Source organism: Cellulosimicrobium sp. NPDC057862, from assembly GCF_042797035.1.
Classification (GTDB): Bacteria; Actinomycetota; Actinomycetes; order Actinomycetales; family Cellulomonadaceae; genus Cellulosimicrobium.
In genome coordinates this window covers 1-22,696 of record NZ_JBHVMH010000019.1, presented here as the reverse complement: position 1 = coordinate 22,696, position 22,696 = coordinate 1, and the positions used below count along the sequence as shown (strand labels likewise).

Annotated in this window: 17 protein-coding genes and 1 pseudogene; 8 read left to right on the top strand and 10 right to left on the bottom strand. The window is 73.1% G+C overall.

The genetic code is table 11. The features are described from left to right. Positions 1 to 117: 117 nt before the first annotated feature. Positions 118 to 777 (top strand): manganese efflux pump MntP family protein, encoded by a 660-nt coding sequence (locus ACFVN3_RS17950; RefSeq protein WP_378234315.1) that lies wholly within the window; start codon positions 118 to 120, stop codon positions 775 to 777. An 84-nt stretch (positions 778 to 861) separates the two neighbouring features. Here ACFVN3_RS17950 and ACFVN3_RS17945 read toward each other — a convergent pair whose 3' ends face one another. From ACFVN3_RS17945 to ACFVN3_RS17930, 4 genes are read right to left on the bottom strand one after another with little or no spacing between them, the layout of a single operon-like run. After that, on the bottom strand, positions 862 to 1,269 hold the full coding sequence (locus ACFVN3_RS17945) for a RidA family protein (protein WP_378234314.1): 408 nt from the start codon (positions 1,267 to 1,269) through the stop codon (positions 862 to 864). A 59-nt stretch (positions 1,270 to 1,328) separates the two neighbouring features. Further along, positions 1,329 to 2,702 (bottom strand): alanine racemase, encoded by a 1,374-nt coding sequence (locus tag ACFVN3_RS17940; RefSeq protein ID WP_378234313.1) that lies wholly within the window; start codon positions 2,700 to 2,702, stop codon positions 1,329 to 1,331. 52 nt (positions 2,703 to 2,754) lie between these two features. Then, positions 2,755 to 4,413, bottom strand: coding sequence for an amidohydrolase family protein (locus ACFVN3_RS17935; RefSeq protein WP_378234312.1), 1,659 nt, complete (start codon positions 4,411 to 4,413; stop codon positions 2,755 to 2,757). After that, entirely contained in the window at positions 4,410 to 6,278 is a 1,869-nt protein-coding gene (locus ACFVN3_RS17930; protein WP_378234311.1) for a beta-N-acetylhexosaminidase, read from the bottom strand. Before ACFVN3_RS17930 ends, ACFVN3_RS17935 begins: the two co-directional genes overlap by 4 nt. A 297-nt stretch (positions 6,279 to 6,575) precedes the next feature. Here ACFVN3_RS17930 and ACFVN3_RS17925 point away from each other — a divergent pair, with 297 nt between their 5' ends. From ACFVN3_RS17925 to ACFVN3_RS17905, 5 genes are all read left to right on the top strand, one after another. Beyond that, positions 6,576 to 7,607 carry a LacI family DNA-binding transcriptional regulator gene (locus tag ACFVN3_RS17925; RefSeq protein WP_378234310.1) on the top strand — a complete coding sequence of 344 codons (1,032 nt, stop codon included), beginning with the start codon at positions 6,576 to 6,578 and terminating at the stop codon, positions 7,605 to 7,607. A 490-nt stretch (positions 7,608 to 8,097) separates the two neighbouring features. Beyond that, positions 8,098 to 9,792 carry a glycoside hydrolase family 13 protein gene (locus ACFVN3_RS17920; protein ID WP_378234364.1) on the top strand — a complete coding sequence of 565 codons (1,695 nt, stop codon included), beginning with the start codon at positions 8,098 to 8,100 and terminating at the stop codon, positions 9,790 to 9,792. A 117-nt stretch (positions 9,793 to 9,909) separates the two neighbouring features. After that, positions 9,910 to 11,310 (top strand): ABC transporter substrate-binding protein, encoded by a 1,401-nt coding sequence (locus ACFVN3_RS17915; protein WP_378234309.1) that lies wholly within the window; start codon positions 9,910 to 9,912, stop codon positions 11,308 to 11,310. Between the two features lie 158 nt (positions 11,311 to 11,468). Then, on the top strand, positions 11,469 to 12,434 hold the full coding sequence (locus ACFVN3_RS17910; protein ID WP_172820007.1) for a carbohydrate ABC transporter permease: 966 nt from the start codon (positions 11,469 to 11,471) through the stop codon (positions 12,432 to 12,434). Continuing rightward, positions 12,431 to 13,504 (top strand): carbohydrate ABC transporter permease, encoded by a 1,074-nt coding sequence (locus tag ACFVN3_RS17905; RefSeq protein ID WP_378234307.1) that lies wholly within the window; start codon positions 12,431 to 12,433, stop codon positions 13,502 to 13,504. The genes ACFVN3_RS17910 and ACFVN3_RS17905 overlap by 4 nt, the downstream gene beginning before the upstream one ends. 87 nt (positions 13,505 to 13,591) lie before the next feature. On the opposite strand, the gene ACFVN3_RS17900 is transcribed toward ACFVN3_RS17905, so the two are convergent. Continuing rightward, positions 13,592 to 14,884 (bottom strand): alkaline phosphatase, encoded by a 1,293-nt coding sequence (locus ACFVN3_RS17900; protein ID WP_378234305.1) that lies wholly within the window; start codon positions 14,882 to 14,884, stop codon positions 13,592 to 13,594. A gap of 164 nt (positions 14,885 to 15,048) precedes the next feature. Further along, entirely contained in the window at positions 15,049 to 16,092 is a 1,044-nt protein-coding gene (locus tag ACFVN3_RS17895; protein ID WP_378234304.1) for a DUF2804 domain-containing protein, read from the bottom strand. Between the two features lie 203 nt (positions 16,093 to 16,295). Here ACFVN3_RS17895 and ACFVN3_RS17890 point away from each other — a divergent pair, with 203 nt between their 5' ends. Both ACFVN3_RS17890 and hemQ read left to right on the top strand, forming a co-directional pair. Beyond that, the gene (locus ACFVN3_RS17890) at positions 16,296 to 17,516 is read left to right on the top strand and encodes a ferrochelatase (RefSeq protein ID WP_378234303.1); all 1,221 of its coding nucleotides are present in this window, start codon (positions 16,296 to 16,298) and stop codon (positions 17,514 to 17,516) included. A gap of 41 nt (positions 17,517 to 17,557) precedes the next feature. After that, positions 17,558 to 18,292 (top strand): hydrogen peroxide-dependent heme synthase, encoded by a 735-nt coding sequence (hemQ, locus tag ACFVN3_RS17885; RefSeq protein WP_378234301.1) that lies wholly within the window; start codon positions 17,558 to 17,560, stop codon positions 18,290 to 18,292. 124 nt (positions 18,293 to 18,416) lie between these two features. Here the strand turns inward: hemQ and ACFVN3_RS17880 are convergent, their stop codons facing one another. The 4 genes and pseudogenes from ACFVN3_RS17880 to ACFVN3_RS17865 form a co-directional block, all read right to left on the bottom strand. Next, the gene (locus tag ACFVN3_RS17880; RefSeq protein ID WP_378234300.1) at positions 18,417 to 20,294 is read right to left on the bottom strand and encodes a M48 family metallopeptidase; all 1,878 of its coding nucleotides are present in this window, start codon (positions 20,292 to 20,294) and stop codon (positions 18,417 to 18,419) included. A 200-nt stretch (positions 20,295 to 20,494) separates the two neighbouring features. After that, entirely contained in the window at positions 20,495 to 20,926 is a 432-nt protein-coding gene (locus ACFVN3_RS17875; RefSeq protein ID WP_378234299.1) for a hypothetical protein, read from the bottom strand. A gap of 11 nt (positions 20,927 to 20,937) precedes the next feature. Then, a complete protein-coding gene (locus ACFVN3_RS17870; protein WP_378234298.1) occupies positions 20,938 to 21,735 on the bottom strand; it encodes a matrixin family metalloprotease in 798 nt (265 codons plus the stop codon). Between the two features lie 371 nt (positions 21,736 to 22,106). Then, positions 22,107 to 22,696, bottom strand: a pseudogene (locus tag ACFVN3_RS17865) (transposase); the annotation flags it as partial.

Genomic DNA, 22,696 nt, shown 5'->3' with positions numbered 1-22,696 from the left:
CAGGAATGCGGGAGTTCCCGTCCAGGAATGCTGCCGACCTCGTCCGGAAATGCCGAGATCAGCGTCACCGCGACGTGCCTGGACGCATTCAGAAGGCGTTTTCTAGGCTGCTTTCTCGTGGGAATCCTCGAGCTCGTGGTGATCGCCGTCGCGCTCGCGGCGGACGCGTTCGCCGTGGCGCTCGCGCAGGGCACCCGGATGCGGCGCCCGACGTGGCGCGAGACCGCGCGCGTCGCGGTCCTCTTCGGCCTCTTCCAGGCCTTCATGCCGCTCGCCGGCTGGGCGCTCTCGACGTGGTTCGCCGACGCGGTGTCCGGTGTCGCGCCGTGGATCGCGGCCGGGATGCTCGCGTTCGTGGGCGCGCACATGGTCAAGGAGGGTCTCCAGGACGAGGCCGAGCTCGCCGTCGAGCACGTGGAGGGACCTGCGGGAGCGCAGGCCACGGCCGCGGACGGCGGTGCTCTCGGCGCACCGGCCGCCGTCGCGACGCTCGCGCCGCCCGTCACCCGGCGCCCCCGCGTGGCCTACCGCGTGCTGCTCCCGCTGGCGATCGCGACGTCGATCGACGCCGCGGCGTCGGGCGTCACGTTCGCGGTGCTCGGCGTCCCGATCCTCCCCGCCGTCGCGCTCGTGGGCGTCGTGACGCTCGTGCTGTCGGGCCTCGGGGTGCGGATCGGCGCGCGGGTGGGCGAGCGCCTGGGCCGCTGGGCGACGGTCGCGGGCGGCGCCGTGCTCGTCCTGCTCGGCCTGCGCATCCTGCTCGTGCACCTGCTCTGACCCGTTGACCTGCTGTGGGCGTGAAAAGGGCCCGGTTCTCGACCGAGAACCGGGCCCTTTTCACGCTCGCAGCGCGGGGCGGGGTCAGTCGGTGATGGCGAAGGCGTCGATCTCGACGAGCATCTCCTCGCGCGGCAGGCCCGTGAACACCGTGGTGCGGCTGGGCAGCACGCCCTTCGTGGTGTGCTGCGCGACGAACGCGCCGTACGCGTCGTTCATGATCGGGAAGTCCTCGCGCTTCGTGAGGTAGACGCGGAGCATGACGACGTCGTCGAACGTCGCGCCGGACGCCTCGACGATGGCCTTGACGTTCTCGAGCGTGCGCGTGGTCTGCGCGGCGACGTCACCGGGGTACAGGTACTCGCTCGTCGCGGGGTCGACGGGGCCCTGGCCCGATACCTGGACGAACGGGCCCTTGCGCACGCCCTGGTGGAACGTGTGCGCGGGGGCCGGTGCGTCGGGGGTCGAGATCGCGGTCTTCTCGCTGGTCATGATGTCCTCTCGGTTCTGCGGGGTCGCTGGGTGTGCCTGTGCCTGGTCACGGGCGATGGTCAGAGATCGATGGTCGCGAGGTCGACGACCTCGTCGCCGCGCACGACGGCGGCCACGCGCCAGCGGTCGAACGTCGTGCAGGGGTGGGAGATGCCGAACCCGACGACGTCGCCCGGGCGGACCTGGGCGGTCGCGGGGCCGGTCACCTGGCTGGCACCCGCGTCGCCGGCGTCGAGCGCGAGATAGAGGTGCTGGTCGTTGAGCGCGGTCACGCGCGTCCCGGCGAGCTCGCGCGCGGGCAGCCAGCCGTCGTCGGACTGCGAGCGCAGCCACAGCGCGACGGGCAGGTCGATGTCGAACGACACGTCGCGGCGCCCGATGCCGCAGATCGCCAGACCCGGTTCCGGGACGGACAGGACCTGGCCCCAGACGGTCGCGGCGCCCCGCAGCGGCTCGGCGCCGGGGATGCGGCTCCACGGGTCGGTGCGCGAGTAGAAGCCGTGGTCGTGCGTGACGTACGCGCCCGAGCGCACGACGACGCGGACCTCGACCTCGCGACCGTCGGCGCCGGCGACCGGCCCGGGCAGCTCGGCGAGCACGACGTCGAGGAACGAGCTGCCGCCCGCCGAGAGCACGAGCGGCTCGTCGACGCCCGCGAGACCCTCGCGGACGAACGCGGCACCGAGGTCGCGCAGCCCGTCGCACCACGCGGCGACGGCGGCGAGATCGTCGTCGGTCGTGCCGCCCGCGACGGAGCCCTCGTACCCCGTGACGCCGAGCAGCCGCAGGCCCGACGCGCGGACGGCGCGCGCGAGGTCGAGCGCGGCGGCGGTGCTGCGCACGCCCGTGCGCCCGCCCGGGACGCCGAGCTCGACGAGCACGCCGAGGCGCGCCCGGACGGCGGCGGACGCGTCGGCGAACCCGCGCGCGAGCAGGTCGACGCCGTGCGGCGAGTCCACGCACAGCCACACCTCGTCGGGCGCTCCCTCGTCGAGGCCCGACAGGTCGTCCCGCAGCCACGCGATCTCGCGCGGGTCGAGCAGCTCGTTCGCGAGCAGCACGCGCGGGACGCTCCAGTCGCGCACGGCGCGCAGCTGCGACGGCGTCGCGACCGTCGCCCCCCAAGCGCCCGCCGCGGCCTGCCGCGCGTAGAGCGCGCGCGACATCGTGGTCTTCACGTGCGGCGCGTGCTCGACCCCGCGCTCCGCGCACACGCGCGCGACGACGCCGACGTTGTGGTCGAGCGTCGCGTCGTCGAGCGCGAGCAGCGGCCAGGAGAAGGCGCCGTCCGTGACGCGCGGCGAGCCCGCGAGCACGTCCGCGACGGTCGCCGGGGCGTCGAGCCGCAACCCCTTGGTCCGGGGCCCGACGACGTCGCGCTCCCAGGGTCGGTCGGGTGCGGGACGCGCGGCGTCGTCCGTCGTGCCGGTCATGGGGTCCTCCTCGGGAGTGGGGCTCACGTGCTGGACGGGGACGGGTCGCGGCTCACGCCGGCGGCACGCCCGCGCCCGGGCGCAGCGGCCGGCCCGGCAGGGCGTCGGTGAGCGAGCCGTCGCGCAGCACGGGCACGCCGGCCACCAGCACGTCGTCCACGCCCGACGCCGGGCGGCGCGGGTCCTCGTACGTCGCCTCGTCGCGCACCCGGTCGGGGTCGACGAGCGCGAGGTCCGCTACCGCCCCCGGCGCGACCATGCCGCGCCCGCCGAGCGCGAACCGCTCGGCGGGTCGGGTCGACAGGTGCGTGACGGCGTCGTGCCACGTCCAGTCCCCGAGCGTACGCACGTGCTCGGCGAGGAAGCGCGCGAAGGCGCCCCACCCGCGCGGGTGGGGGCGTCCGCCGGCATAGATCGCGTCGGACCCGCCCACGTGCGCGCGGTGGCGCAGCAGGGCGCGCACGGACTCGGGCGAGTTGGTCGGGGGCTGCGCGAACACGCACGAGGCGCGCAGGCGCGTCGCGACGAGCAGGTGCACCGCGGCCTCGGCGGGGGTCAGGCCCAGGCGGGCGGCGACGTCCGGCAGGGTCATGCCCTCGGCCCAGGCCAGGGTGTCGGCGGGCCCGCCCTCGGGGGCACCGGCGGCGGTGCCCGTGGGGACCGCCGCCATCGTGACGCGGGGCCACAGGTCGGCGAGGGCGGGGAAGTGCTCGCGGTGCAGGCGGTCGAGGACGGCGGGATCTGTCAGGGCCGCCACGGTCGCGTCGACGTCCGCGATAGGCAGCCAGGTCGGCAGGGACACCATCGACAGGATGGAGCAGCCGCGCAGGTAAGGGTAGGAGTCGAACGTGACGTCCAGGCCCTGGGCGTGGGCGTCGTCGACGTAGCCGAGCAGCTCCGCGGCGGGGCCGTGGTAGTGCGAGACGTGCGTCGCGACCCCCGACGCGCGCGCGACGCGTACGAGCTCGGCGAACGCCGGGCCGGCCTTGTCCTCGTAGCCGCGCATGTGCGACACGTGGGGGAGCCCGCGGGCCGCGAGGATGCTCGCGAGGGCGACGAGCTCGGCCTCGTCGGCGTACGTCGCCGGGACGTACTCCAGGCCGGTCGACATCCCCAGCGCGCCGTCGTCGAGCGCGGCGGTGAGCAGCGCGCGCATGCGGGAGGTCTCGGCGGGCGTCGCGGCGCGGGCCGCCGCGCCCAGGACCGCGTAGCGGATCGTGCCGTGCGGGGCGAGGTAGCCGACGTTGACCCGGGTCGTCCCGTCGTAGGTCGCGAGCAGGTCGCTGACGGACCCGCCGCGGAACGTGGGGTGCTCGCCGTTGATCGCGGCGAAGTACCCGCTCGCCCAGGCCGCGGCGTCGTGCAGGCCCGACGACGGCTCGTCGCCCGCGGTGTGCCGCTCGCCCGGGGCGGGCGAGGGCGCGTAGGACACGCCGTCCTGCCCGACGACGACGCTCGTCACGCCCTGGCGCAGCATCGCGAGCTGCACGTCCTCGTCCAGGACGGCCGCCTCGCCGTGCACGTGCGCGTCCACGAACCCGGGCAGCAGCAGCCGCCCGCCCGCGTCGAGCACGTCGGCGCTCCCGGAAGCGGCGGACCCGGCGGGGGAGATGCTCTCGACCCGGCCGGCGCGGACCGTCACGTCCACGGGGGAGGAGGCGCCGCTGTCGGGCTCGACGAGCCGGGCGCCGCGGACCACGAGCGCGCTCATGCGGGGCCGCCCTCGTCCTCGTCGCGGCCCTCGACCCAGCCACCGACGCCGCGCAGGCCGCCTGCGGCGAGCTCGGCCGCGCGGTCGCGCGGCCAGCCCGCGACGCCGGGCCGGGTCTGCCAGGGGTGCGGGCCGTCGAGCGGCCGGTACTCGACCCCGTACGCGTCGAGGCGCGGCAGGTGGTGCGTCACGAGGCGCTCGCGGAACGCGTGCGACGCGGGCGAGCCCGGAGAGCGGTCGGCCTCCGGCGACCACATGACCTCAGCGAACGCCGCGAGGCGCGGGAACGCGGCGTAGTCGACCCGGCGCGCGGAGTCGAGGTGCTCGGACCAGAGCTCGGCCTGGCCGCCGAGCAGGACGCCCGGCCGGTCGTCGTTCGTGCCCGGTTCCTCGTCCGTTCGCGCGCCCACGAGCCCCGACGGCAGCGGCTCGAACGCGTACACGTCGTCGAGCGTCGTGAGGAAGCCGACCGGCACCGGCTCGTCCGGGACGTCGCCGCCGCGGTGGTCGAGGTAGACGACCTGCTCCGGGGCCATGACCACGTCGTGGCCTGCGGCGAGCGCGTCCGCCCCGACGGCCCAGCCGCGCCACGACGTCACGACGACCTCGCGGGGGAGCGCGGGACCGAACGCCTCGTCCCACACGACCGCCCGCCGCCCGCGGGACGCGACGTGCTCCGCGAGCCGGGCGAGGAACCAGCCGTGCAGCCCGCCGACGTCGTCGAGGCCGAGCGCCTCCGCACGCGCGACGATCGCGGGGTTCTCACGCCACAGCGTCGTCGGCACCTCGTCGCCGCCGATCGCGACGAACGGCGCGTCGAACACCTCGAGCACCTCGTCGAGCACGTGCCGGAAGAACGTCAGCGACTCCTCGGACGGGTCGAGCACCTCGGTGCTCACGCCCCAGGTCGTGCGGACCTCGTGCGGGCGCTTGCCCGTGCCGAGCTCGGGGTACGCGGCCACGGCCGCCTCGACGTGCCCCGGCGCGTCGATCTCCGGCACGACCGTCACGCCCCGCTCGCGCGCGTAGGTGACGATCTCGCGCAGGTCGTCCTGGGTGTAGAAGCCGCCGTGCGGACGACCGTCGAAGACGCCGGCGCGCCACGTGCCGACGCCCGACTCGCGCCGCCACGCGCCGACCTCCGTGAGGCGCGGGTAGCGCGCGATCTCCATGCGCCACCCCTGGTCGTCGGTGAGGTGGAGCTGGAGCACGTTGAGCCGGTGCGCCGCGGCGAGGTCGACGAACCGCAGCACGTCGGCCTTCGGGAGGAAGTGGCGCGCGACGTCGAGCAGCACGCCGCGCCACGGGAACCGGGGGTGGTCGGTGATCGTGACGTGGGGGAGCGCGAGCCGCCCGTGGTGGTCGTCCGCTGCCGCGCTCGTCGCGGCCGGGACCGGCGCGGCCGGGACCGGCGCCCGGCGGAACGCGGCCGGGCCGGCGAGCTGGCGGAGCGTCTGCGCGGCCGCGTGCGCGCCGTCGAGGTCACCGGCGTCCACGCGGACCCCGGCGGCGTCGACCGTGAGGCGGTAGCCCGACGGCGGGAGGCCGCGGTCGAGCGCGAACGTCACCGTGGCCTGGCCGACGTGGGACCCCCGCGCGGGTACCTCCGGAGAAGCGTCAGCGGGGCGAGGTGCCGGGGTGTCCGCGTCGGGGTCGACGGGCACGAGGTCGATGCCGAAGGCGTCCTCCGTGGCGCGGCGCCACCAGCGCGCGGCTGTGCGCAGCGCCGGGTCGGCGACGACCCGCGTCCCGTCGGCGACGACGGTCGTGCCGTCCCCGGGCGTCAGCGCCACCGGAGCGGGGAGGACCGCGGAGGGGTCCGTCGTGGACTCGGAGCGTGACGTGGGCACCTTTTGGAAGGACACCGAACGAGCCTAGCCGCAACCGCCGTCGACTCCCCACTCGCCCCGGGCAAGGCGGGCCTCTCCCCGTCCCGCTCACCCCGCCCAGCGCTGAGAACGCCACCACCCGCACCGAGAACGACATGGCGGTCGGGAGGAGCGTCATGGCGACCCCCATGTCGTGCTCGGCGGGAGCGGGAGCGGGAGCGAGAGGGGCGGGGGTGGGGACTCGCGACCCGGCGAGGGTCGGGCGACGCAAGCATGCGTTCGGCGGTCCCGGATTCACGCAAGCGGCTTGCAACCGCGCGTATAGTCGACGGCATGTCGAGACGTCTGGCGGAGGTCGCCACCAAGGTCGGTGTCAGCGAGGCCACGGTGAGCCGCGTGCTCAACGGGAAGCCCGGGGTGTCGCAGGCGACGCGCGACGCGGTGCTCACCGCGCTCGACGTGCTCGGCTACGAGCGGCCGACCAAGCTGCGCGGCGAGCGCGGACGCCTCGTGGGACTCGTGCTCCCCGAGCTCGTCAACCCGATCTTCCCGGCGTTCGCCGAGGTCATCGGTGGTGCGCTCGCGCAGCAGGGCTTCACGCCGGTGCTGTGCACGCGGACCGCGGGCGGCGTCACCGAGGCCGAGTACATCGACCTCCTCCTGGGCCAGCACGTGTCGGGCGTGATCTTCGCGGGTGGCTTCTACGCCGAGCGCCTGGCCGACCACGCACACTTCCGCCGCCTCGAGAAGCTCGGGCTGCCGGTCGTGCTCATGAACGCCTCGATCGAGGACCTCGACTTCCCGCGCGTCTCGTGCGACGACCTCGTCGCGATGAACCAGGCGCTCGGCCACGTGCTCTCGCTCGGCCACGAGAAGGTAGGCCTGCTGCTCGGCCCGGCCGACCACGTGCCGTCCGAGCGCAAGCTCGCCGCGGCGCAGGCGTTCGCCGAGCGGCAGGGGCACGTGCTCGACCCGGCGCTCGTCGTGCACAGCCAGTACTCGCTCGAGAGCGGGCAGGCGGCCGCGAACCGGCTGCTCGAGGCCGGTGCGACGGCGATCGTGTGCGCGAGCGACCCGCTCGCCCTCGGCGCCGTCCGCGCGGTCCGGAGGGCGGGCCTCGACGTCCCGAGCGACGTCTCCGTCGTCGGCTACGACGACTCGAACCTCATGAACTCCACCGACCCGGCGCTGACCACGGTCCGCCAGCCCATCGAGCCCATGGGCCGGGCCGCCGTCGACCTGCTCGCGAGCATGATCGCGGGCGCCGACGTCTCGCGCGACGAGCTCCTGTTCGAGCCCGAGCTCGTCGTGCGCGGCTCGACCGCCGCCGCGCACACCGCCGGCCGTGAGGCCACCGCCTCCTAGTCCGTACCCACTCCTCCAGGGCCCCGGCCCGGCCGCTCGCGCGCGCCGGACCGGGGCCCTCGTCGTCGTGCCCTCCCGCGGTCGCCGAACCCGGGGTTGTCGGCACGACGGGGGCCGAGTCCGCCGATATCCCCGGGTTCGGCGCGCTCGGGGTCCGTGGTCGGTGCGGCGCGCGGCGCCCAGGGCGCTCCCGCAAGCGTCGGTAGTTCTCTCGACGTCAAGAGATAGCGTTTCGATAACGGCACTGTCAGATTCTTGCGCGGATCATGTCGTCTAGTTACAGTCGTCCACGACGGCGCGGTCGGCACCCGGTGCACGACGACCGTCCCGGGGAGTCCCCCGGTCGGATCGAACGCAGTGCGCAGCAGCAGGCGAGGCGCGGCCCCCGGGTCGCGCGGCCCACGAACTCACGGAAGAGGACGCGGTGAGCAACGATCACCCCCGAGTCGCCGACGGCGAACCCACCCCCGACGCGACCCTCGCGCAGGCGGTGCGGGCGCCGGGGGCGGCGTCGCCCGACTGGTGGCGCAGCGCCGTGATCTACCAGGTGTACGTGCGCAGCTTCGCGGACGGCAACGGCGACGGCACGGGCGACCTCGCGGGCGTGCGCCAGCACCTCACCTACCTGCGCGACCTCGGGGTCGACGCGATCTGGTTCACCCCCTGGTACGTGTCCCCGCTGGCCGACGGCGGCTACGACGTCGCGGACTACCGCGCGATCGACCCCCAGTTCGGCACGCTGGCCGAGGCGGAGCAGCTCATCGCTGAGGCGCGCGAGCTCGGGATCCGCACGATCATCGACGTCGTCCCCAACCACGTCTCGTCCGAGCACGAGTGGTTCAAGGCCGCTCTCGCCGCAGGTCCGGGATCGCCCGAGCGCGAGCGCTTCTGGTTCCACCCGGGCAAGGGCGAGGACGGGTCCCAGATCCCGACGCGCTGGGTCTCGGAGTTCCAGGGCAGCACGTGGACGCGCACGACGAACCCCGACGGCACCCCCGGCGAGTGGTACCTGCACGTGTTCGCGCCCGAGCAGCCGGACCTCAACTGGAACCACCCCGACGTGCGCCGCGAGCACGAGGACATCCTGCGGTTCTGGTTCGACCGCGGCGCCGCGGGCATCCGCATCGACTCCGCGGCCCAGCTCGTCAAGGACCCGGCCCTGCCCGAGGTCCCGGCCCACCCCGGCCCGGGCGAGCACCCCCACGTCGACCGCGACGAGCTCCACGACATCTACCGCGGCTGGCGCGTCGTCGCCGACTCCTACGAGGAGCCGCGCGTGCTCGTCGGCGAGGTGTGGCTCGCGGACCGTGCCCGGTTCGCCCAGTACCTGCGCCCGGACGAGATGCACACGGCGTTCAACTTCGACTTCATGGCGCGCCCGTGGGACGCGAAGGCGCTGCGGGAGTCGGTCCAGACGACGCTCGACGCGCACGCCCCGGTCGCCGCGCCGGCGACGTGGGTGCTCTCGAACCACGACGTGACGCGCCCGGTGACGCGGTACGGCCGCGAGGACAGCTCGTTCGCGTTCACGGCCAAGCGCTTCGGCACGCCGACGGACCTGGAGACCGGGCGCCGTCGGGCCCGCGCCGCCGCGCTGCTCTCGGCCGCGCTGCCGGGGTCGCTGTACCTCTACCAGGGCGACGAGCTCGGCCTGCCCGAGGTCGAGGACCTGCCGCTCGACGCGATCCAGGACCCCATGCACTTCCGCTCCGACGGCGTCGACCCCGGCCGTGACGGCTGCCGCGTCCCCCTCCCGTGGACGCGCGGCGGCACGAGCAACGGGTTCGGGCCCGACGGCGGCGCGCGGCCCTGGCTGCCCCAGCCCGCGGGCTGGGGCGAGGTGTCCGTCGAGGCGCAGGCCGACGACGAGACGTCGATGCTCGCGCTCTACCGCCATGTCCTCGCGACGCGGCGGACGGAGCCCGCGCTGCACGGCGAGACGTTCCGCTGGCTCGACTCCCTCGGCGGGGTCGCGCTCGGCGACGACGTGCTCGCCTTCGTCCGCGGGGACACCCGCGGCGACGACGACCGCGCGGTCACGTGCGTGGTCAACCTCGGGGCCGAGGACGTGCCGCTGCCCGCGGACGCCGAGGTCCTCCTGCACAGCGGTACCCCCCACGGGGCGGACGCGTCGGAGCCACCGACGCGCCTCGCCCCCGACACCGCGGTCTGGCTGCGCGCATGACGCCGCGCACGAGCCGTCAGGCCTGACCGCCACAGTCCCCGGGCCGCGAGCCGGTCGGCCCGGACACCCAGCACCCACCCAGCACACACCCAGCACCACCGGAACACAGGAGTGACGATGAAGTCCACACGTCAGGCGATCGCCTTCACCCTCGCGGGGGCGCTCGCGATCAGCACGCTCGCCGCGTGCTCGAGCGGCGGCTCGGGCAGCGACGACGAGAGCAGCGGCTCGGACGGCGACGGGAAGGTCACCCTCAAGGTGGTCTCCCTCCTCCCGGGCTCCGAGCAGGAGGCGATCGACGCCTTCAACGCCCAGGTCGAGGAGTTCGAGGCCGCGAACCCCGACATCGACATCGTGCCGGAGGAGTACGAGTGGAAGGCGACGACGTTCGCCCCCCAGCTCGCCGGCGGCACGCTGCCCGACGTCTTCGAGATCCCGTTCACCGACGCGAAGACGCTGGTCGAGAACGGCCAGCTCGCGGACCTCGACGAGCAGTTCCGCACCCTGCCCTACGCCGACAAGTTCAACCCGGCCATCATCGAGGCCGGGACGGGCGCCGACGGCCACGTCTACGCGATCCCCGCGAAGAACGTGTACGGCGTGGGCCTGCACTACAACCGCGCGCTGTTCGAGTCGGCCGGGCTCGACCCCGACCAGCCGCCGGCCACGTGGGACGAGGTCCGCGAGGCCGCGAAGAAGATCGCGGACGCCAACCCCGGCGTCGCGGGCTACATGCAGATGTCGCAGAACAACACGGGCGGCTGGCAGCTCACGGTCAACACGTTCGCTCGTGGTGGCCGCACGCAGGAGGTCGCCGACGACGGCAAGGCCACGTCGACGCTCACCAACGACGGCACCAAGGAAGCGCTCGAGTGGCTCAAGGCCATGCGCTGGGAGGACAACTCCCTCGGGAGCAACTTCCTCCTCGACTGGGGCACGATGAACCAGGCGTTCGCGGCCGGCCAGGTCGCGATGTACACGTCGGGCTCCGACGTCTTCACGTCGCTCGTCCAGACGAACGCGATCGACCCCGCCACCTACGGCCTCGCGGCGCTCCCGCTCGAGGGCGACGACGCGGGCGTCCTCACCGGCGGCACGCTCGCCGCGATGCCGGCGAACGTCGACGAGTCGAAGAAGGAGGCCGCGATCAAGTGGATCGACTTCTTCTACCTCGGGAAGCTCGTCGACGAGAAGCGCGCCGTCGCCGACGCCGAGACGCTCGTCGCGAACAACCAGCCCGTGGGCACCCCGGTCCTGCCGATGTTCTCCCAGGAGCAGTACGAGCAGAACCAGGAGTGGATCAAGGACTACATCAACGTCCCGCTCGACCAGATGACGAGCTACACGGACACGATGTTCGACCTGCCGCTCGTCGGTGAGCCGTCGCAGAAGACGCAGGAGATCTACGCCCTGCTCGACCCGGTCGTCCAGGCCGTCCTGACGGACGAGAACGCCGACGTGGACGCGCTGCTGGAGCAGGCGAACACCGAGGCGCAGGCTCTGCTCGACCAGGGCTGACGCCCCGAGGCCGCGCGGTCCGCACCGGGCCGCGCGACCCCAGACCCGGGTCGGCCGGCAGCGCCCCCTGCCGGCCGACCCGTACCCCGCCGGTGCCCGACGGCGCGACGCACCTCGCGTCGTCGGGCACCTCCCACCGCACCGAAGGACGTTCGCCCGTGACCGCCACCACCGCCCCGCCGCGACGGGGACCCGCCTCCCACGCGCGGGCCGACCGCGACGGCCGACGCCGCAGCCCCGTGACGTGGTTCCGTGGCGGCGGCCTGAGCAACCTCGTCTTCCTGCTCCCGCTCATCCTGATCTTCGGGGTCTTCTCGTGGTTCCCGATCGTGCGCGCGGTGATCATGAGCTTCCAGGAGACGAACCTCGTGAGCGACCCGACGTTCGTCGGGCTCGACAACTTCCGCCAGGTGCTGAACGACCCGCTCCTGTGGAAGGCCGTGAAGAACACGCTGTACTTCGCGTTCCTCGCGCTGCTGTTCGGGTACCCGATCCCGCTGGTCGCGGCGGTGCTCATGCGCGAGGTCCGCCGGGCGCGCGGGCTGTACTCCGCGCTCGCCTACCTCCCGGTCGTCGTCCCGCCGGTCGTCGCCGTGCTGCTGTGGAAGTTCTTCTACAACGGCAGCCCGACGGGCGTGTTCAACACGATCCTCGGCTGGGTCGGGCTCGGCCCGTACCCGTGGCTCCAGGACGCCTCGACCGCGATGCCGTCGCTCGTGCTCGCCGCCACGTGGGCCGGCGCGGGCGGGACGATCATCATCTACCTCGCCGCCCTGACGAGCGTGCCGCCCGAGCTCTACGACGCCTCCGAGGTGGACGGCGCGGGGCTGTGGCGCAAGATCTGGCACGTCACGCTCCCGGCGCTGCGCGGGGTCCTGTTCATCACGCTGATCCTCCAGGTGATCGGCACGGCGCAGGTCTTCCTGGAGCCCTACCTGTTCACGGGCGGCGGGCCCAACAACGCGACGCTGACGATCCTGCTGCTCATCTACCGCTACGCCTTCCAGAACAGCCTCGGCGGCGACTACGGGGCGGCGACCGCGCTGTCGATCATGCTCGCGGCCGTCCTCGCCGTCTTCTCGATCCTCTACTTCCGGCTCACCCGGTCCTGGAGCACGTCATGACTCTCTCGCCCACCGACAACCCGAGCGAGATCGGCGTCGTCTCGCAGGACTCCGCGGCGACGGCCGACAGCACGCCGGCGGGCCCGACGGACGGCACAGGCACCTCGCGCCGCGCCGCCGAGGCCAGCCGCAACCGGCGCGAGTCCGAGCGCCGCAAGGTGCGCGCGCGGCGGCGCAAGGCGCTCGACGGCGTCGAGGACCGCGGGGCGCTCTCCGAGGCGGACTGGCGCCGCCCGTCCATCCGGTGGGGGATGGGCACCACGCACGTCCTGCTGCTCGTGATCCTCGTCGTCGCAGGTCTCGGCCCGATGCTGCTGCTCGCCAAGTACGCCGTCACGCCGACGCAGGACATCCTGCGCACGCCGATGGCGATCTTCCCGAACGGCATCGCGTGGGACAACCTCGACAAGGCGTGGAACGACGTCCAGGTCAGCCGGTACTTCCTCAACACGATCTGGCTCGCGGTCGGGTCGTGGACGTCGCAGATCCTCGTCGCGACGACGGGCGGCTACGCGCTGTCCGTCCTGCGGCCCAGGTACGGGAAGGTCGTGCAGGCGCTCGTCCTGTCGACGATGTTCGTCCCGGCGATCGTGCTGCTCGTCCCGCTGTACCTGACGATCCTCGACCCGCCGCTGCTCGGGCGGTCGCTCATCAACAGCTTCTGGGCCGTGTGGCTGCCGGCGGGCGCGAGCGCGTTCAACGTGCTGCTCGTCCAGCGGTTCTTCGACAGCCTCCCGCGCGAGGTGTTCGAGGCCGCGCGCATGGACGGCGCCGGGCCCTACCGGCTGTTCTGGTCGGTCGTGCTGCCGATGTCCAAGCCGATCATCGGCGTCGTCTCGGTGTTCGCGGTCATCGCGGCCTGGAAGGACTTCCTCTGGCCGCTGCTCGTCCTCAAGGACCCGGCGATCCAGCCGCTGTCCGTGCGCCTGCCGTCCATCGAGGCGTCGACCGACCTCGGCGTGTTCCTCGCGGCGCTCGCGATCTCCACGCTCATCCCGGTCGGCCTGTTCCTCGTCTTCCAGCGCATGTTCCTCCAGGGCGCGGGCCTGGGAGGAGCCGTCAAGGGCTGATCCCCGCTCCCGCCGAGCACGACCTGGGTGCCGTTGTCCGCCGGACAGCGGCACCCCTGTCGTGCTCGACCGCGCGCGGTGTCGTGGTCAGCCGCGGCCCCGGCCCTGCATCGCGCGCAGGACGGCGTCGTGGACGTCGGTGTTGCGCTGCGCGCCCGCGAGCCGCTCGGCGCCCGGTCCCTGCGCGGTGATCGGCGTGGCCTCGCCCGTGTGGCCGCCCGTGGTCCAGTCGACCGTGAACTGCAGGTCCGACCCGGCGAGGTCGAACGGGCCGTCCTCGGTCGTGGCGCCCTCGCCGCTCTCGTCCGCGGGGTCGACGTTCTCGATCGCGAGCCCGCCCGTGGCGTGGTCGCCCACGACGAGCACGAGCGTGCCGCGGTTCTTCGCCGCGAAGTCGAGCGCGAGCGCGGCGGTCTCGTCGAGCGCCTGCCCCGCCTGGATCGTCCGTGTCGCGTTGCTGCGGTGCGCGAACTCGTCCACCGCCTCCTCCTCGACGAGCAGGAAGAACCCGTCACGGTCGCGCTTCAGCACGTCGAGCGCCTTGGCCGTCATGTCGACGAGCGGCACCTCCGGCTCGTACAGGTCGCCCTCGCCCTCGTTGCGCTGCTCGAACATCTCCTCGTTGGCGAACAGGCCGAGCAGCTTGCGCCCGCGCGCGTCCGCGAGCCCCTCGGCGTCGCTCACGTAGGTGTAGCCGAGGTCCTGCGCGCGCTCGACGAGGTTCCCCTTGGTCCCCTTGCTCTGCTCGGTCGGGTCCTTCGCGGGGTTGTCCTCCCACGCGCCCGGCTCGCCCGCCGGGAACCACCAGTCCTCACCGCCTCCGAGGACGACGTCGGGCCGCGAGCTCTCGAGGAACTGCCGCGCGATCTCGCTCTGGTCGCCGCGGTCGGGCACGTGCGCGCCGAACGCCGCGGGCGTCGCGTCGGTGACCTGCGCCGTCGTGACCAGACCGGTGGCCTTGCCCGCGCCGCGAGCCGCCTCGAGGAGGGTCGGGACCGGGTTGCCGTCGACGTCGACGCCGACCGCCCCGTTGTACGTCCGCACCCCGGACGCGAACGCGGTCGCGCCCGCGGCGGAGTCGGTGACCGCCTCCTCGGGGTCGGCCGAGTCCGTGGTGGTCCAGCCGGCGTGCTCGAGCGAGTCCATCGCGAGCTGCCCGTCCTTGCCGACCGTCGCGAGCCGGATCAGCTCGCGGTGCGACAGGCCGAGCCCGTCGCCCTGGATGAAGATGACGTTGCGGGCGCGGTCGTTCCCGTGGCCCTGACCGTGGCCTTGGCCGTCGCCGCGCTCGCTCCCGCCGAACGGCAGGAGCAGCACGAGCGCCGCGGCCGCCGCGACCCCCGTGGTGCCCGCCCGGAGCTGTCCTCGTCGTGACTGCATGAGCCTCCCCTTCCCACCGGCGTCGCTGCCGGTGCCGGCACGGCCGCGGAGGGGACGGGTTCGCCGTCGCGCGCGGGCCGCGCCCGACGGCGTCGGTGCCGCCGGTCGCAGTCCACGCTAGGCACAGGGTCGGCACTGGCAACCCGGGTCGGGTCACCCGGCGCTCACCAGCGGTTGTGGACCTCCTCGGCCCAGCCGACGAGCCCGTCGAACTGCACCGTCCCGGCGTCGTGCCCGTCCGACGTCTCGCCACCCGGCGGGGTGAACGTGCCCGACCAGGTGCCGAAGCACTGGTCCGTCGACGACGACACGACGCCGAGGTGCGTGCGCGTGACCTTGGTGTGGAAGGGCTCGAACGTCGCGTCGAGCCCGCCCCCGGTCACGCGCCACGGCCGGTGCGGGTCGGCGAGGTCGTAGTCCCACGCGAGCTCGCCGGGGAGGTGGTGGATCCTCCCGTCGAGGTGGACCGCGTTCTCGGTCGAGCCCGTGCCGGCCGTCCAGCGGCCGCCCACCTGGACCCCGACGACCCGCCCGTGGCTCTCGCCCGACCCCGCGCCCCAGTTCCACCGGACGTCGTACGGCCAGCGCCCGCGGCCGTGGTCCAGCACCGCCCACGACGACCCGGCGGGGACGTCGACGGTCCGGCCGTCGACCCACAGCGTGCCGCGCGTCGGGCGCGCGACGTCCTTGACCGTGTACTGGAACCGCGAGTCGCTCCACGGCACGACGACCGCGAGCCGCTCGTGCCCCGGCGGCAGCTCCGCCACGACGTCGAACGAGACGTCCCGGGTCCGGGCGCGCAGGCGCGTGCCGCCGTCCACCTCGTCGACGTCGATCGCGAGGGTCTTCGCGCGCGCCCGGGCGGGTCCGTCCCCGAGCGAGCCGGGCAGCTCGACGCCCCGAGCCGGCACGACCGTCGCCGTAGCCCCGAACGTGCGCCCGGTCTCCCGGTCCAGGACCCACACCTCGTGCACCGCCGCGTAGTCGAGCGACGACACCGTCAGGGCGAGGACGTGGGTCGGGGTGACGACGCCCCAGTACTCCCAGCGCTTGTTCCGGCCGGTGTGGCGGGTCCAGCGACGCAGCCCGTCGCGGGCGATGCCGGACGTGTCGACGAGCGGCTGGCGCGCCCAGCCGACCGACCGGCGGTCGAGGCTCCCGTCGGGCAGGGTGAGCGCGACGCGCTCGGTGATCTCCGGGAGCGCCACCGCTCCACCTCCACGTGGTCCGGCTCGGGCGGCTCTGCGCGGCGGGCGACGGTGCCCGGTGCCCGGCCCGAGGAGCGAGCGGGCCGAGTCTAGGGGCTGCGGGGACACAAGCGGACGAGGTGACACTCTGTCCCGTCAATGTCACGTCCGCCCGGTCCGATTCCCGGCGGGCGGGCCCCGGAGCAGGTGCCATGATCGGGAGCATGCCCCCGTTCTCCCCCCAGGACGTCGCTGTCGACACGGGCCGGGCCGCAGAGCCCGCCGCTGCCCCCGCGAGCGCCGTCGACCCCGGTCCCACCCCTGACCTGCGCCCCTACGACGCGCTCCTGCTCTACTCGTTCGGCGGCCCGAACAAGCCCGAGGACGTCGTGCCGTTCCTGCGCAACGTCACCGCGGGCAAGGGCATCCCCGACGCGCGCCTCGAGGAAGTCGGCGAGCACTACTACGGGTTCGGCGGCAAGAGCCCCATCAACGAGCAGAACCTCGCGCTCAAGGCCGCGCTCGAGGCCGAGCTCGCGCGCCGCGGCGTCGAGCTGCCGGTGGTCTGGGGCAACCGCAACTGGGAGCCGTACACGACCGACGCGATCGACGACCTCGAGGCGCGGGGCGCGAAGAACGCGGTCGCGCTCGTGACCTCGGCGTACTCGTCGTACTCCGGCTGCCGCCAGTACCGCGAGGACCTGGCGGTCGTGCTCGACGGGCGCGGCCAGCTCGGGCCCGACGGCTCGACGGGCGTGCAGTTCGACAAGGTGCGCTCGTACTTCAACCACCCGGGCTTCGCGCAGGCGAACGTCGACGCCGTCCTCGACGGCTACGCGGCGCTCGCGGAGAAGGGCGGCGACGGCGCGGCCGCGCGCCTCGTGTTCGTCACGCACTCCATCCCGGACACCATGGAGGCCGCGTCGCGCGTCTCGCACGCGACGTACTCGGAGCAGCACCTCGACCTCGCGCGCGTGATCGTCGCCGAGGTGTCGGCGCGGCTCGGCCACGAGGTCGCCTGGGACCTCGCGTACTGCTCGCGCTCGGGCCCGCCGAGCCAGCCGTGGCTCGAGCCCGACGTCAACGACCACCTCGAGGAGATCGCCCAGGAGGGCGTCCGCGACGTCGTGCTCTCGCCGATCGGGTTCGTGTCGGACCACATGGAGGTCGCCTACGACCTCGACACCGAGGCGATGGAGACCGCGACGGGGCTCGGGATGACCGCGGTCCGCGCCGGGACCGTCGGCACGCGCGAGCCGTTCGTGCGCGGCCTGGTCGACCTGCTCGTCGAGCGCGCGGCCCTCGCACGCGGCGAGGACGTCGAGGAGTCCACCGTCGGTGACCTCCCGGCGTTCCGGTCGGTGTGCGCGCCGGGCTGCTGCCTGCGTCGCGACGGCGAGCCGAGCGGCGTCCCCGTGCTGTGCGGCACGGACATCCACAGCTGAGCCCCGTACCGACGATCTCGCACGACCAGGAGGAACCCCCGATGAACGACGCCGCGCGCGTCCCCGCGGACCACGAGCAGATCAACACCACCATCCGCTACGCGATGTGGTCCGTCTTCGCGACGGCGGCGCCGCTGCCCGCCGACGCGGACGAGCGCGCGGGTCTCGTGGCCGACGCGCTGACCGCCGTCGGCGGCGGGGACGACCCGGCCGCGACGGACGGCGACCTCGTCGTGCGCGGCTGGTACGACGTCGCCGGCCTGCGCTCGGACGCCGACCTCATGGTGTGGTGGCACGGTCCGACGATCGAGTCCGTCCAGGGCGCCTACCAGCGCCTGCGCGCGAGCGGCCTCGGGGCGCACCTGGAGCCCGTGTGGTCGAACGCGGCGCTGCACCGTCCCGCCGAGTTCAACCGGGGCCACGTTCCGGCGTTCCTCGCGGGCGAGGCGCCGCGCGACTACCTGTCCGTCTACCCGTTCGTGCGCTCGTACGACTGGTACCTGCTGCCCGACGCCGAGCGCCGCACCATGCTGCGCGACCACGGCCTCGCGGCGAAGGACTACCCGGACGTGCGCGCCAACACGGTCGCGTCGTTCGCGCTCGGCGACTACGAGTGGATCCTCGCGTTCGAGGCCGACGAGCTGCACCGCATCGTCGACCTCATGCGCGAGCTGCGCGCGACCGAGGCGCGCCGCCACGTGCGCGAGGAGGTGCCGTTCTTCACCGGCCCGCGCACCACCCTCACCGCGTGGGCGGACCGCCAGCCCCTGGCCTGACGCCCGCACCGCGCCGAGCACGACCCTGGTGCCGTGATCCGACGGATCACGACACCAGGGTCGTTCTCGTCCGCGCGCTGTGTCGTTCTCGGCGGGGCCGGGCGGGCCGCCCGGCGGCGCTGGTTCAGCCCGCGGGGACGGCGTCCGGCTCGCCCTCGCGGACGTAGGGCGCGACGTGCGCGACGAGCGCCTCGTCGCTGTCCTTGGTGAGCCGCTCTCCCGACCACGTCTCGTGGAGCGTGAGGGTCGTGCCGTCGTGCAGCGTGAGGTCGACGCGCGCGGGCGTGACCTTGCGGATCACCGCCGTGGCGATCTGCTCGTACGGCACGTACCGGTACCGTGCGGCGAGGTCGGCGACGGGCGCGGAGCGCACGAGCTCCACGAGCCGCGCCTTGCCGCCCTCCGTCTTCTTGGGGCACGGCGCGAGGACGAGGCCGACGTCCAGCACGAGGACGTCGTGGTACGTCCCGTCCACCTTGACGTTCGCGAGTCCGCCGACGACGTCGCCGCCGTGCGCGGTCGCCTGCGCGGTCTGCTGGACCGCGCCCGCGACGTCGATGCCGAGGGCGTCGAGCCGGGAGCGGGCCTCCGCGGTGGTCGCCGGGTCGGTCGCGAGACGCGCGACCGCCGCCAGGTCGAGGACGGTGCCGTCGGGGGTCTCGAGCGTCGCCGGTCCCGTCCACGACGCGCGCCACCGGGCCGCGCCGGACCGGACGGCCGCCGCCGCGAGGGCCGAGGAGATCGCGCCGGTGATCGCCTCGCGCGCCTCGGTGGCGGGTGCCCCCGGCACGAGGTCGCGCGCGACCGCGTCGAGGCGGCCGGCGCCGAGGAGGTCGAGCAGGGTCGCCAGATCGCCCTGCGGGCGGCCGACGGCACGGCCGACCGCGCGGTAGAGGGTGTCCGCGGTGCGCTGGTCGTGGATGGGCATCGCCGCGGCAACGAGCGCGTCCCACGGGAGCTGGGCACGCGTGCCGAACGCGACCTCCTCGACCGCGACGCGCTCGGACCAGGTGGCAAAGCCGGGGACGAGGGCGGCGGCAGGACGCTCGTCCGTCGTGGCCACTCCGCCGTCGGGCATGCCGTCCATCGCGGCGACGCGCCGTGCGATCGACGGGTGCGTGTCCCACGCGGACTGCTCGGACGGCGCGTCGTCGGACCGGAGCTCGGCGAGGTCGCCCGCCCGGCCCCGCAGGAGCTCGTCGAAGCCGCCGAAGACGCCCGCCGGCGTCGGGGCGAGGCCGTGCTCCCAGCCGAGCCCGACGTACTGGCTCGTGTAGAAGCCCCACGCGGCGTCGATCACCGGGACCTCGCGCAGCGCCGCCTGGGCGGTCGCGCGACCCGCGACGCGCACGGACAGCTCGTCCGCCTCGAGCTCCTGGCGCCGGCTGACCGCTGCCGAGACGAGGACGTAGAGCTTCGCGTACTGCTTGAGCAGCCAGCCGACGACGTTCCCCTGGAGCTGCCCGACCGTCGCCATGATCGCCTCGCGACCCCGGTAGGCGAGCGGCCCGAGGCGCGTGTGCGAACGCGAGTAGTGGCCGAGCTCGTGCGCGAGGACCGACCGGAGCTGCGCGGCGGACAGGCCCTGCAGCAGCGGGACGCCGAGGTACAGGCGGCGCGTCCCGCCGACGAGCCCGAGCAGGCGCGTGTCCTCGCTGACGGCGGCGTTGACGTCGGCGACCAGCCGGATCTCGTCGGGAGCGCGGGTGTGCGCGGCCTGCGCGAGCTCGCGGACCGTCGCCCACAGCTCCGGCGCGTCGGCCTCCGCGAGCACCACGCCGCCCGGTCCCTGCTTCTCTGCCCGCGCGACCCGCACGAGCGCGACGACGAGGCCGACCGCGACGACCACGGTGACGAAACCGAGCTTCGCGGCGCCGGCTCCGGCGTGCTCCGAGAACGCCCACACGGTCGCGGCGCCGAGGCCGACGACGGCGCCGAGCGCGAGGACGTAGAACCCGACGAGGAGGAGGACCGACAGCGCGGCGCGCAGGGTCGTGGTCATGGGCGTGCCTCTCATATTGCGCCGCACCCGCGCGGCGATCCGACGCCGGAGCATAGTGGTCCGCGTGCTCGGGGCAACCGGGGCCACGCGGGGACCAGCACGACAATGTCGACCCCCGCAGCGACCAGAAGGCCCCCAGCGCGACCCCCCTTCGAATGTGTGAAGGGCGGGGCGCGGTCGTAGGCAGCGTGGAACTCAGGCTAACTTGTTGAGACCTCCTCGGCGGCCCGCTCGAGAGCACTCTTCGGGCCCCACGTTTCGCTACCCGCCGTTCCATGAACAGTCAAGAGAACGCCGTCGATCCCATAGTTGGTGAGTTCGAACCCTTTCACGGAGCCATCAGCGCCGTATGCCTCCGAAGCGACGGTTTCTCCCGTTGCTGGAACCACGGCCCCGCCGACCTCCCCGACGCTGACTGTGACACCCTGCAAGTTGCATCCCGGATGATCGTCCAACTCCTCGGGCTGAAGTTCGCCCAACGCCGGACAATCGGTTGCTTCCTCTGTGAGCGGCGGATCGCGCCACACCTTATCTGGCGCGCACGAAGAGAGGGCCAAGGTTGCGACCAAGAGGGCAGCAGGGGCGAGCGTTCTTGTGGAGAAGCTCGGGGTCTTCCAGGTTCTCTGATTCACTGCAGAGCCTCTCAGTACAGATAATCGAGTCCGATGAAGTCGCCATACCCAACACGGGCGTCCTTCGAGCAGGTTGAGAATGATTGCCGCATTAGGTTGTTGGACGTCCCGGCGTGTCCGAGAGCGTACACATGGCCGAACTCGTGCGCGGCTACCGCGTTGAGGCGATAGTGCTGCGCCGGGCAAGCGCCCTGCCCTGCGTGCCACTTCTTGGTGGAGTTATACGCGATGTCGGCCTCGAGAGGTGTGCCTGTGCTGCTTGTCCATCGGCACGCAACGCCGAGGACGTTCGACGGCAGGACACCGAAGTTCTGCGTGTTCTGGCCGTCACGCGGAGCACAAGTCGCGTTCCCATAGATATTCGCACCCGCGGTCGTCGTGCCGAGGTACGAACTTGTCAGATCGACCCGCGCCGTGTTGAACCCGCAATCGTTGACGACATTTGTCAGAACGTCCCCTCCGCGGCGCACCCCCGGGAACAGCCCGTCGTAGCTAACTGCCTCGTTGTAACGCCAAGAGTACGTCCGTCCCCGCTGCGCGCCCGACTGGGACCAGAGCCCGTCGTTGCAGCTCGTGTAGGGACCCCCCGTATTGCCGGTGGTGGTCGTGAGATCTTGAAGCATGTCCTCCTGGGCCGCATCGGGGCCCCACGCTTCGACCGTCTCCCCGTCGGCGCCGTGGGAATCGATCTTGGCTGCAACAACACCGCTTGCGCCAAGATTCTCCACAACGATATCCGACACCGTGCCTTCGCCTTCCACAGTCGCGGCCGAAGCGATCACTTGCACGCCCTCGTCAGGGATCAACATGGAGCGGCCGTCAGGAAAAATTACGCTACTCCCAGAGTGGTCGCACTCAAGACTGGCAGAGCCGGCGAGATCATCGACGTCGACAACTGCCCCGATTTCTGGGCATTGCGACTCGTCCAACAGAGTTGATGCGAGCCCTTCGGATCTCGGAACCTCGCGTGGCGAGGAGCTGGCCGCACCACCAATTGCTGCCATCGCGAACAGGGCGGAAACCGCGGTCGCACTTCGCCAAAGGCCGTTCATCAAACATTGCCCCCTGATTCCGGGGGTCCGTCCCCCGCTCGCCACGAACAATCGCATCGTGTCGCCTGTCGCGCAAGCCTGTTCATCGAAACGTTACACAATGGGGCTCTTCGCCGATCCGGTGGGGATCACGGGGTGAGTCCTCCGCCAGCGAGGAGCATGCGGAGGCGGTAGTTGTCGCGGTTGCGGTAGCCGCGGGCGAGGCGGCGGTGGAGTTCGATGATGCCGTTCATGGCTTCGGTGCCGCCGTTTGACGAGCGCCCGGTGGTGAAGTAGGCAGGAACGCGGTGCGCCATGTGCGCAGGGTCCGGCCGAGGCGCGCGACTTCGCCGATGGGGCAGGTGTGGAACGAGGCGATGACCTTCTCGGCCAGCGCTCTGCCCTCGGTAAGGTCTCGGGCCCGGTAGGCGGCTCGTAGTTGCTGGGCGCACTGCCAGGCGACGAACACCTCCTCGTGCGCCTCGTCGGTTCTAATCGCCCGGGCCAGGCGGGCCTGCTGCTTGGCCGTGAGGTTCTCGGCGCCGGCGCGCAGGATGGTCTGGATGGCGAACAGGGGGTCGCCCTTGCGTCCACGGTGGCCGGTGGTGTCCTGCTGGACCCGGCGGCGCACCTCGTCCACGACCGGAGCCTGACCCGCTTTCCCGGACACCTGATCTGAGGCGATGATCGCCTCGGGAGAGGAGTCCGTGATGCCTGCAGCCAAGCCGCCGGAGTTCCG

What these genes read in the sequence shown, in the direction of transcription:
- ACFVN3_RS17945 (WP_378234314.1), bottom strand. Translation starts at nt 1,269, where the DNA reads ATGACCAGCGAGAAGACCGCGATCTCGACCCCCGACGCACCGGCCCCC.
- ACFVN3_RS17940 (WP_378234313.1), bottom strand. Translation starts at nt 2,702, where the DNA reads ATGACCGGCACGACGGACGACGCCGCGCGTCCCGCACCCGACCGACCC.
- ACFVN3_RS17935 (WP_378234312.1), bottom strand. Translation starts at nt 4,413, where the DNA reads ATGAGCGCGCTCGTGGTCCGCGGCGCCCGGCTCGTCGAGCCCGACAGC.
- ACFVN3_RS17925 (WP_378234310.1), top strand. Translation starts at nt 6,576, where the DNA reads ATGTCGAGACGTCTGGCGGAGGTCGCCACCAAGGTCGGTGTCAGCGAG.
- ACFVN3_RS17915 (WP_378234309.1), top strand. Translation starts at nt 9,910, where the DNA reads ATGAAGTCCACACGTCAGGCGATCGCCTTCACCCTCGCGGGGGCGCTC.
- ACFVN3_RS17905 (WP_378234307.1), top strand. Translation starts at nt 12,431, where the DNA reads ATGACTCTCTCGCCCACCGACAACCCGAGCGAGATCGGCGTCGTCTCG.
- ACFVN3_RS17900 (WP_378234305.1), bottom strand. Translation starts at nt 14,884, where the DNA reads ATGCAGTCACGACGAGGACAGCTCCGGGCGGGCACCACGGGGGTCGCG.
- ACFVN3_RS17890 (WP_378234303.1), top strand. Translation starts at nt 16,296, where the DNA reads ATGCCCCCGTTCTCCCCCCAGGACGTCGCTGTCGACACGGGCCGGGCC.
- hemQ (WP_378234301.1), top strand. Translation starts at nt 17,558, where the DNA reads ATGAACGACGCCGCGCGCGTCCCCGCGGACCACGAGCAGATCAACACC.
- ACFVN3_RS17880 (WP_378234300.1), bottom strand. Translation starts at nt 20,294, where the DNA reads ATGACCACGACCCTGCGCGCCGCGCTGTCGGTCCTCCTCCTCGTCGGG.
- ACFVN3_RS17870 (WP_378234298.1), bottom strand. Translation starts at nt 21,735, where the DNA reads ATGTTGATCCCTGACGAGGGCGTGCAAGTGATCGCTTCGGCCGCGACT.